We start from the raw sequence: 1,082 nt of genomic DNA, 5'->3' as shown, positions 1-1,082 counted from the left end.
CGTCGGCGCCGCTGGTGCCGTATAACGATCCGACGTTGATGTTCGTCAACGCGGGCATGGTGCCGTTCAAGCATGTCTTCACCGGGCTGGAAAAGCGGCCGTACAGCACCGCGGCCTCGTCGCAGAAATGCGTGCGCGCCGGCGGCAAGCATCATGATCTCGACAATGTCGGCTTCACGGCGCGGCATCACACCTTCTTTGAAATGCTGGGGAATTTCTCCTTCGGCGACTATTTCAAGGAACAGGCGATCCATCATGCGTGGACCCTGGTCACCAAGACCTGGGGCCTCGCGCCCGAGCGGCTGACCGTCACCGTCTATCACACCGACGACGAGGCGTTCGCCCTGTGGAAGAAGATCGCCGGCCTGCCCGACGAGCGGATCATCCGCATCGCGACGAGCGACAATTTTTGGTCGATGGGCGACACGGGGCCATGCGGCCCGTGCAGCGAAATCTTCTATGACCATGGCGACCATATCTGGGGCGGCCCCCCGGGATCGCCCGAAGAGGACGGCGACCGCTTCGTCGAAATCTGGAACCTGGTTTTCATGCAGTACGACCAGCGCGGCCCCGGCGACCGCGTCGACCTGCCGCGGCCCAGCATCGACACCGGCATGGGGCTGGAGCGCGTTGCGGCGGTGCTGCAGGGCGTCCACGACAATTATGACACCGACACGTTCAAAGCGCTGATCGCCGCATCGGTCGACCTGACCGGCGTTCCGGCCGAGGGCGCGACGCAGGCCAGCCACCGCGTGATCGCCGACCATTTGCGCGCGTCGAGCTTTCTCGTTGCCGACGGCGTGCTGCCGTCGAACGAAGGCCGCGGCTATGTGCTGCGCCGGATCTGTCTCTTATACACATCTAGATGTGTATAAGAGACAGCGCCGAAATCGAGGGCGAAATGGGCGACAGCCACGTTGGCCTGCAGGCGCGCCTGATGTCGCAGTCGCTGCGCAAGCTCACCGGTTCGATCAGCCGCTCGCGTTGCATGGTGATCTTCATCAACCAGCTGCGCATGAAAATCGGCGTTATGTACGGCAACCCCGAAACGACGACCGGCGGCAACGCGCTCAAATTCTATG

Annotated in this window: 2 pseudogenes; both read left to right on the top strand. The window is 62.9% G+C overall.

Features of this window, described 5'->3' with window-relative positions:
- Nucleotides 1-845 (top strand): annotated as a pseudogene (locus tag CDQ92_RS20625) (alanine--tRNA ligase-related protein); the annotation flags it as partial.
- A 38-nt stretch (nucleotides 846-883) separates the two neighbouring features.
- Nucleotides 884-1,082, top strand: a pseudogene (locus CDQ92_RS20620) (recombinase RecA); the annotation flags it as partial.

The organism is Sphingopyxis bauzanensis, assembly GCF_002205675.1.
GTDB classification, from domain to species: domain Bacteria; phylum Pseudomonadota; class Alphaproteobacteria; order Sphingomonadales; family Sphingomonadaceae; genus Sphingopyxis; species Sphingopyxis bauzanensis.
The sequence above is the reverse complement of the archived record's forward strand: the minus strand, read 5'-3'. Positions and strand labels throughout refer to the sequence as shown.